Source organism: Streptomyces sp. NPDC032126 (genome assembly GCF_055580085.1).
In genome coordinates, this window is the sequence record NZ_JBVIMA010000007.1 from 122,299 (window position 1) to 131,226 (window position 8,928).

Below are 8,928 nucleotides of genomic sequence, written 5' to 3' on the forward strand. Positions count from 1 at the left end.
AAGAGGGGGACACCGTTTCCGGTGTCCCCCTCAGGGCTGCTAGTCGCGGGCCGCGGTCAGGTGTTCCGCGTGTTCCTGGAGCGAGCGGACGCCCACGTCGCCGTGGTTGAGCGCGTCGATGCCCTGGACGGCGGCGGCGAGCGCCTGGACCGTCGTCAGGCACGGCACCGACCGCGCCACGGCCGCCGTACGGATCTCGTAGCCGTCGAGGCGGCCGCCGGTGCCGTACGGGGTGTTGACGATCAGGTCGACCTCGCCGTCGTGGATGAGCTGGACGATGGTCCGCTCGCCGTTCGGGCCGGTGCCCTCGGACTGCTTGCGCACGATCGTGGCGTTGATGCCGTTGCGCTTGAGGACCTCGGCGGTGCCGGAGGTGGCGAGCAGCTCGAAGCCGTGGGCGACGAGTTCGCGCGCCGGGAAGATCATCGAGCGCTTGTCGCGGTTGGCGACCGAGATGAACGCGCGGCCCTTGGTGGGCAGCGGGCCGTAGGCGCCCGCCTGCGACTTGGCGTACGCCGTGCCGAAGACGGAGTCGATGCCCATGACCTCGCCGGTGGAGCGCATCTCCGGGCCGAGGACGGTGTCCACGCCGCGGCCCTGGATGTCGCGGAAGCGCGACCAGGGCATGACGGCCTCCTTGACGGAGATCGGCGCGTCGAAGGGCAGCTCACCGCCGTCGCCGTTGGCCGGGAGGAGTCCCTCGGCGCGCAGTTCGGCGACGGTCGCGCCCAGGGAGATCCGGGCGGCGGCCTTCGCGAGCGGCACCGCTGTCGCCTTGGAGGTGAAGGGGACCGTGCGGGACGCGCGCGGGTTGGCCTCCAGGACGTACAGGATGTCGCCGGCCATCGCGAACTGGATGTTGATCAGGCCGCGGACGCCGACGCCCTTGGCGATCGCCTCGGTGGAGGCGCGCAGGCGCTTGATGTCGAAGCCGCCCAGGGTGATCGGGGGCAGGGCGCACGCCGAGTCGCCGGAGTGGATGCCGGCCTCCTCGATGTGCTCCATGACGCCGCCGAGGTAGAGCTCCTGGCCGTCGTAGAGGGCGTCGACGTCGATCTCGATCGCGTCGTCGAGGAAGCGGTCGACGAGGACCGGCCGGGTGGGGCTGATCTCGGTCGACTCGGCGATGTAGGCGGCGAGGCGGGTCTCGTCGTAGACGATCTCCATGCCGCGGCCGCCGAGGACGTACGACGGGCGGACGAGGACGGGGTAGCCGATCTCGTCGGCGATGGCCTTGGCCTCGGCGAAGGTCGTCGCCGTGCCGTGCTTCGGCGCCGGCAGGCCCGCCTCGGCGAGGACGCGGCCGAAGGCGCCCCGGTCCTCGGCCGCGTGGATGGCCTCGGGCGAGGTGCCGACGACCGGCACGCCGTTGTCCTTCAGGGCCTGCGCCAGGCCCAGCGGGGTCTGGCCGCCGAGCTGCACGATCACGCCCGCGATCGGGCCGGCCTGGGTCTCCGCGTGGACGATCTCCAGCACGTCCTCGAGCGTGAGCGGCTCGAAGTACAGGCGGTCGGAGGTGTCGTAGTCGGTGGAGACGGTCTCCGGGTTGCAGTTGACCATCACGGTCTCGTACCCGGCGTCGCTCAGCGCGAAGGAGGCGTGGACGCAGGAGTAGTCGAACTCGATGCCCTGGCCGATGCGGTTGGGGCCGGAGCCGAGGATGATGACGGCCGGCTTCTCGCGCGGGGCGACCTCGGTCTCCTCGTCGTAGGACGAGTAGAAGTACGGCGTCTTGGCGGCGAACTCGGCGGCGCAGGTGTCGACGGTCTTGTAGACCGGGCGGATGCCGAGGGCATGCCGCACCTCGCGGACGACGTCCTCGCGCAGGCCGCGGATCTCGCCGATCTGCTGGTCGGAGAAGCCGTGCCGCTTGGCCTCGGCGATCAGTTCGCGGGTGAGCTCGGGCGCCCCGGCCAGCTCGTCGGCGACCTCCTTGATGAGGAAGAGCTGGTCGACGAACCACGGGTCGATCTTCGTGTACGCGAAGACCTCCTCGGGGGTGGCGCCCGCGCGGATGGCCTGCATGACGGTGTTGATCCGGCCGTCGGTGGGCCGGACGGCCTCGCGCAGCAGCTCGTCCTTGTCGCCCGTCTCGCCGACGAACGTGAACTGGCTGCCCTTCTTCTCCAGCGAGCGCAGGGCCTTCTGGAACGCCTCGGTGAAGTTGCGGCCGATGGCCATGGCCTCACCGACCGACTTCATGGTGGTGGTCAGCGTGGAGTCGGCCTGCGGGAACTTCTCGAAGGCGAAGCGGGGGGCCTTGACGACCACGTAGTCGAGGGTCGGCTCGAAGGAGGCCGGGGTCTCCCGAGTGATGTCGTTCGGGATCTCGTCCAGGGTGTAGCCGACGGCCAGCTTGGCGGCGATCTTGGCGATCGGGAAGCCGGTCGCCTTGGAGGCGAGCGCCGAGGAGCGCGACACGCGCGGGTTCATCTCGATGACGATCACGCGGCCGTCGTCGGGGTTCACCGCGAACTGGATGTTGCAGCCGCCGGTGTCGACGCCGACCTCGCGGATGACGGCGATGCCGATGTCGCGCAGGATCTGGTACTCGCGGTCGGTCAGCGTCATCGCGGGCGCGACGGTGATCGAGTCACCGGTGTGCACGCCCATGGGGTCGAAGTTCTCGATGGAGCAGACGACCACGACGTTGTCGTGCTTGTCGCGCATCAGCTCCAGCTCGTACTCCTTCCAGCCGAGGATGGACTCCTCCAGGAGCACCTCGGTGGTCGGGGAGAGCGTGAGGCCCTGGCCCGCGATGCGGCGCAGTTCGTCCTCGTCGTGCGCGAAGCCGGAGCCGGCGCCGCCCATGGTGAAGGACGGGCGGACGACGACCGGGTAGCCGCCGAGGGTCTCGACGCCCTTGAGGACGTCGTCCATGGAGTGGCAGATGACCGAGCGGGCGGACTCGCCGTGCCCGATCCTGGCCTTGACCGCCTCGACGACCAGCTTGAACTGGTCGCGGTCCTCGCCCTTGTGGATGGCCTCGACGTTGGCGCCGATGAGCTCGACGCCGTACTTGTCCAGGACGCCGTTCTCGTGCAGCGAGATGGCGGTGTTGAGGGCCGTCTGGCCGCCCAGGGTGGGCAGCAGGGCGTCGGGGCGCTCCTTGGCGATGATCTTCTCGACGAACTCCGGGGTGATCGGCTCGACGTACGTGGCGTCGGCGATCTCCGGGTCGGTCATGATCGTGGCCGGGTTGGAGTTGACGAGGATGACCCGCAGGCCCTCGGACTTGAGCACGCGGCACGCCTGGGTGCCGGAGTAGTCGAACTCGGCGGCCTGGCCGATGACGATCGGGCCGGAGCCGATGACCAGGACGGACTGGATATCGGTGCGCTTAGGCACGCTGGCCCTCCATCAGGGAAACGAAGCGGTCGAACAGGTAGGCGGCGTCGTGCGGGCCCGCTGCCGCTTCGGGGTGGTACTGGACGGAGAAGGCCGGCTGGTCGAGCAGCTGCAGCCCCTCCACGACGTCGTCGTTCAGGCAGACGTGGGACACCTCGGCGCGGCCGAAGGGCGTCTCGCTGACCTGGTCGAGCGGCGCGTCCACGGCGAAGCCGTGGTTGTGCGCGGTGACCTCGACCTTGCCGGTCGTACGGTCCTGGACCGGCTGATTGATGCCGCGGTGGCCGTACTTCAGCTTGTAGGTGCCGAAGCCGAGGGCGCGCCCGAGGATCTGGTTGCCGAAGCAGATGCCGAACAGCGGCGTCCTCCGCTTCAGGACGGCGGTCATGAGCGCGACCGGGCCGTCGGCCGTGGCGGGGTCGCCGGGGCCGTTGGAGAAGAAGACACCGTCCGGGGCGACGGCGTAGATGTCGTCCTCGGTGGCCGTGGCGGGCAGGACGTGCACCTCGATGCCGCGTTCGGCCATGCGCTGCGGGGTCATCCCCTTGATGCCGAGGTCGATCGCGGCGACGGTGAACCTCTTCTCGCCGACCGCCGGGACGACGTAGGCCTCCTTGGTCGCGACCTCCTCGTACAGCGAGGCGCCCTTCATGTGCGGCTGGGCCTGCACGCGTGCGAGGAGCTCGTTGTCGGGGGCGATCGTCCCGCCGGAGAAGATGCCGGCGCGCATGGAGCCGCGCTCGCGCAGGTGCCGGGTGAGCGCGCGGGTGTCGATGCCGGAGATGCCGACCACGTTCTGGTCGACGAGCTCGTCGTCCAGGGAGCGCTTGGCGCGCCAGTTGGACGGCACGCGCGCGGGGTCGCGCACGACGTAGCCGGAGACCCAGATGCGGCTGGACTCGTCGTCCTCGTCGTTCCAGCCGGTGTTGCCGATCTGCGGGGCGGTGGCGACGACGATCTGGCGGTCGTACGACGGGTCGGTGAGGGTCTCCTGGTAGCCGGTCATGCCGGTGGAGAACACCGCCTCGCCGAAGGTCTCCCCCACGGCCCCGTAGGCGCGGCCGCGGAAGATCCGGCCGTCCTCCAGGACGAGTACGGCGGGAACCTTGGTGGCTCCCCGGGTGGAGGTCGTCATCGTGCGCCTTCCGTCGTTTCCGTCTTGTTGATCATGGAGTTGATGGCGTCGACCCACTCGGTGTGCTCGGCCGCGTGGTCCGAGCGGAAGCCCGAGTCGATCAGCCGGTCGCCGTGCTCCCAGGTCACCACGAGCAGTCCGCCCTCGGTGAGGACCTTGCCCGCGATGCCCTTGCCGAGCAGGGCCTCGCGCAGCGCCCCGGCCGGGATGAAGAAGTCGGTCGCGCCGGGGCGTACGACGTCCAGTCCCGCGTCCGTCAGGGTGAGCTCGACCCGGCTGCGGGTGCCCAGGCCGTGCGCCACGATGCGGTCGAGCCACTGTCCGGCGGTGGTGGAGCCGTGGTACCGGCCGCTCATCGTCAGTTTCGCCGCACCGGGCTCATCGGGCGCGGTGGGCAGCTCCGGGAGGTCGCTCTGGAGCGTGCCGCGCCACTTCCAGCCCTCGCGCATCAGCCAGTAGACGAGCGCGACGAAGAGGGCTAGTCCGACGACCCAGCCGGCGCGGGCCGCCCAGTCGGTCACTTCGGCCGATTTCTTGTCGGCCGCCAGCAGGAGTGCAGCAGATGTCACGTGAGCTTCCCGTCGACGAGCGTGGCCTTGCCCCGGAGCCACGTGTGCGTCACACGGCCCGGCAGCTCACGCCCCTCGTACGGAGTGTTGCGGCTGCGCGAGGCGAAGCCCTCGGGGTCCACCTGGCCACGGTATGCCGTGTCGACGAGCGTGAGGTTGGCGGGCTCGCCCACCGAGACGGGGCGTCCGTGTCCGGTGGCCCGCCCGATCCGGGCAGGCATGAAGGACATGCGGTCGGCGACCCCGGCCCAGTCCAGCAGGCCCGTCTCCACCATCGTCTCCTGGACCACTGACAGCGCGGTCTCCAGGCCCACCATGCCCATGGCGGCCGCGGCCCACTCGCAGTCCTTGTCCTCGTGCGGGTGCGGGGCGTGGTCGGTGGCGACGATGTCGATCGTGCCGTCGGCGAGCGCCTCGCGCAGGGCGAGCACATCGGCCTCCGTGCGCAGCGGCGGGTTGACCTTGTAGACCGGGTTGTACGAGCGCACCAGCTCGTCGGTGAGGAGGAGGTGGTGCGGGGTGACCTCGGCGGTGACGTCGATGCCGCGGGACTTGGCCCAGCGGACGATCTCGACGGACCCGGCGGTCGACAGGTGGCAGATGTGGACGCGGGAGCCGACGTGCTCGGCGAGGAGCACGTCGCGGGCGATGATCGACTCCTCGGCGACGGCGGGCCAGCCGCCGAGGCCCAGCTCGGCGGAGACGACGCCCTCGTTCATCTGGGCGCCCTCGGTCAGCCGCGGCTCCTGCGCGTGCTGGGCGACGACCCCGCCGAAGGCCTTCACGTACTCCAGGGCGCGGCGCATGATCACCGCGTCGTCGACGCACTTGCCGTCGTCGGAGAAGACGGTGACGCCGGCGGCCGACTCGTGCATGGCGCCCAGCTCGGCGAGCTTCCTGCCCTCCAGGCCGACGGTGACCGCGCCGATGGGCTGGACGTCGCAGTAGCCGTGCTCCTGCCCGAGCCGGTAGACCTGCTCGACCACGCCGGCGGTGTCGGCGACCGGGAAGGTGTTGGCCATGGCGAAGACGGCCGTGTAGCCGCCGCTCGCCGCCGCGCGCGTGCCGGTCAGCACGGTCTCGGAGTCCTCGCGGCCCGGTTCGCGCAGATGGGTGTGCAGATCGACCAGGCCCGGCAGCAGCACCTTGCCGTCGGCCTCGACGACCTCGGCGCCCTCGGCGCTGAGCCCGGTGCCCACCTCGGCGATGGTCTCGCCGTCGATCAGGACGTCCCGCGCCTCGCCGCCGAGGATCTTCGCACCGCGGATCAGGATCTTGCTCATGGGTCTTACTTCTCCTCGTCGGTGCGGGCGGGGGTGACGGCCGGCACGTTCTTCGCGTCGAACACGGCGCCGCCGAGCAGCAGGTACAGGACGGCCATCCGGATGGACACCCCGTTGGCGACCTGCTCGACGACCGTGCAGCGGTCGGAGTCGGCGACCTCGGCGGTGATCTCCATGCCGCGGACCATCGGGCCGGGGTGCATCACGATGGCGTGCTCGGGCATCCTCGCCATGCGCGCGCCGTCGAGTCCGTAGCGCCGGGAGTACTCGCGCTCGGTCGGGAAGAAGGCGGCGTTCATGCGTTCGCGCTGGACGCGGAGCATCATCACCGCGTCGGACTTCGGCAGCGTGCTGTCGAGGTCGTACGACACCTCGCACGGCCAGGTCTCGACGCCGACCGGCACCAGGGTGGGCGGGGCGACGAGGGTGACCTCGGCGCCGAGGGTGTGCAGCAGGTCGACGTTGGAGCGGGCGACCCGGCTGTGCAGGACGTCACCGACGACGGTGATGCGCTTGCCGGACAGGTCCTGGCCGAGGCCTGCGTCCCGTCCGATCAGCCGGCGCCGCATGGTGAAGGCGTCCAGGAGGGCCTGGGTGGGGTGCTGGTGGGTGCCGTCACCGGCGTTGATGACGGCGGCGTCGATCCAGCCGGAGTTGGCCAGGCGGTAGGGGGCTCCGGAGGCGCCGTGCCGGATGACGACGGCGTCGACGCCCATGGCCTCCAGGGTCTGGGCGGTGTCCTTCAGGGACTCGCCCTTGGAGACGCTGGAGCCCTTGGCGGAGAAGTTGATCACGTCCGCCGAGAGCCGCTTCTCGGCGGCCTCGAAGGAGATACGCGTGCGCGTGGAGTCCTCGAAGAAGAGGTTCACGATCGTGCGGCCGCGCAGGGTCGGCAGCTTCTTGATGGGACGGTCGGCCACCCGGGCCATCTCCTCGGCGGTGTCGAGGATCAGGACGGCGTCGTCGCGGGTGAGGTCGGCGGCCGAGATGAGATGACGCTGCATCTGTCAGGCTCCGTAAGGCAGTTCAGGTCGGGAGATTCCGGGGCAAGGCAGGGCACGCCGAAGACGGACGTGCCGGGCGGCTTGCTACTGGGTCTGCTTCACACCGAGCAGCACGGTGTCGCGACCGTCCTCCTCGGCGAGCTGGACCTTGACCGTCTCCCGCAGCGACGTGGGGAGGTTCTTGCCGACGTAGTCGGCGCGGATGGGCAGTTCGCGGTGGCCGCGGTCGACCAGCACGGCGAGCTGCACGGCGCGCGGGCGCCCGAGGTCGTTCAGGGCGTCGAGGGCGGCGCGGATCGTGCGGCCGGAGAAGAGCACGTCGTCGACGAGGACGACCAGCTTTCCGTCGAGACCGTCACCGGGGATCTCGGTGCGGGCCAGCGCACGCGGCGGGTGCATGCGCAGGTCGTCGCGGTACATGGTGATGTCGAGCGAGCCGACCGGGATCTTGCGGTCGGTGATCTGCTCCAGCTTGGCGGCGAGCCGCTGGGCGAGGAAGACACCTCGGGTCGGAATGCCGAGGAGCACCACGTCGTCGGCGCCCTTGGCGCGTTCGACGATCTCGTGGGCGATGCGGGTCAGTACCCGCGCGATGTCCGGGCCTTCGAGAACGGGCCGGGCATCGGACGCTTGCGCGTCGGCGTGCGTGTCCATACGAAACGGACCTCCTTCTCCGCCTCACGGGACGGACCTTAAAGGACGTCGGGATTGCGCCATCCACCGTAGCAGGCCGTCCGGCCGCCCGGATCACCCCCGGCGCGCCGGGGGGTCACCCCGATGGCCCTGTCCGATCACCCCCTTGGCGTAGGCGGGCATCGATACCACGGAAGAGTCGGTGTGGACCATTCGGCTTGACGCAGAAGAATCACGCTGCGTAACCTCACAATGAGTTACCAGCCGCGCGGCTTGGATCAAGACCGGGTCGCGTCGACACAGTGCCGGGGAGCTATATGTCCAGCGAATACGCCAAACAGCTCGGGGCCAAGCTCCGGGCGATCCGCACCCAGCAGGGCCTTTCCCTCCACGGTGTCGAGGAGAAGTCCCAGGGACGCTGGAAGGCGGTCGTGGTCGGTTCGTACGAGCGCGGCGACCGTGCCGTGACCGTGCAGCGTCTCGCCGAGCTGGCGGATTTCTACGGCGTTCCGGTGCAGGAGCTGCTGCCGGGCACCACCCCGGGCGGAGCCGCCGAGCCCCCGCCGAAGCTGGTCCTGGACCTGGAGCGACTGGCCCACGTGCCGGTCGAGAAGGCCGGCCCCCTGCAGCGGTACGCGGCCACGATCCAGTCCCAGCGCGGTGACTACAACGGCAAGGTGCTGTCGATCCGCCAGGACGACCTGCGCACCCTCGCCGTCATCTACGACCAGTCGCCCTCGGTCCTGACCGAGCAGCTGATCAGCTGGGGCGTGCTGGACGCGGACGCGCGCCGCGCGGTCTCCCACGAGGAGAGCTGACCGCTGCGCGGACTGCGCAGAAACGTACCGGCGGGGGGGGGGGGGGGGGGGGGGGGGGGGGGGGGGGGGGGGGGGGTGGGGGGGGGGGGGGGGGGGGGGGGGGGGGGGGGGGGGGGGGGGGGAAGAAAGAAGAAAGGG

At 70.5% G+C, this 8,928-nt stretch carries 7 protein-coding genes; 1 reads left to right on the forward strand and 6 read right to left on the reverse strand.

The window, feature by feature from the left end:
• Window positions 1-39: 39 nt before the first annotated feature.
• From carB to pyrR, 6 genes are all read right to left on the reverse strand, one after another.
• The gene (gene carB, locus ACZ5NW_RS25735) at window positions 40-3,348 is read right to left on the reverse strand and encodes a carbamoyl-phosphate synthase large subunit (protein ID WP_468746280.1); all 3,309 of its coding nucleotides are present in this window, start codon (window positions 3,346-3,348) and stop codon (window positions 40-42) included.
• On the reverse strand, window positions 3,341-4,483 hold the full coding sequence (carA, locus tag ACZ5NW_RS25740) for a glutamine-hydrolyzing carbamoyl-phosphate synthase small subunit (RefSeq protein ID WP_468746281.1): 1,143 nt from the start codon (window positions 4,481-4,483) through the stop codon (window positions 3,341-3,343). The genes carB and carA overlap by 8 nt, the downstream gene beginning before the upstream one ends.
• Entirely contained in the window at window positions 4,480-5,052 is a 573-nt protein-coding gene (locus tag ACZ5NW_RS25745; RefSeq protein WP_468746282.1) for a PH-like domain-containing protein, read from the reverse strand. The genes carA and ACZ5NW_RS25745 overlap by 4 nt, the downstream gene beginning before the upstream one ends.
• Window positions 5,049-6,335 (reverse strand): dihydroorotase, encoded by a 1,287-nt coding sequence (locus ACZ5NW_RS25750; protein ID WP_468746283.1) that lies wholly within the window; start codon window positions 6,333-6,335, stop codon window positions 5,049-5,051. The genes ACZ5NW_RS25745 and ACZ5NW_RS25750 overlap by 4 nt, the downstream gene beginning before the upstream one ends.
• A 5-nt stretch (window positions 6,336-6,340) precedes the next feature.
• Complete coding sequence (locus ACZ5NW_RS25755) at window positions 6,341-7,339, reverse strand: aspartate carbamoyltransferase catalytic subunit (RefSeq protein WP_468746284.1); 999 nt, start codon at window positions 7,337-7,339, stop codon at window positions 6,341-6,343.
• An 84-nt stretch (window positions 7,340-7,423) separates the two neighbouring features.
• Window positions 7,424-7,993 carry a bifunctional pyr operon transcriptional regulator/uracil phosphoribosyltransferase PyrR gene (gene pyrR / locus ACZ5NW_RS25760; RefSeq protein ID WP_468746285.1) on the reverse strand — a complete coding sequence of 190 codons (570 nt, stop codon included), beginning with the start codon at window positions 7,991-7,993 and terminating at the stop codon, window positions 7,424-7,426.
• Between the two features lie 296 nt (window positions 7,994-8,289).
• On the opposite strand from pyrR, the gene bldD reads away from it, so the two are divergent.
• Window positions 8,290-8,790, forward strand: coding sequence for a transcriptional regulator BldD (bldD, locus tag ACZ5NW_RS25765; RefSeq protein ID WP_009313753.1), 501 nt, complete (start codon window positions 8,290-8,292; stop codon window positions 8,788-8,790).
• The last annotated feature ends 138 nt before the right edge of the window (window positions 8,791-8,928 follow it).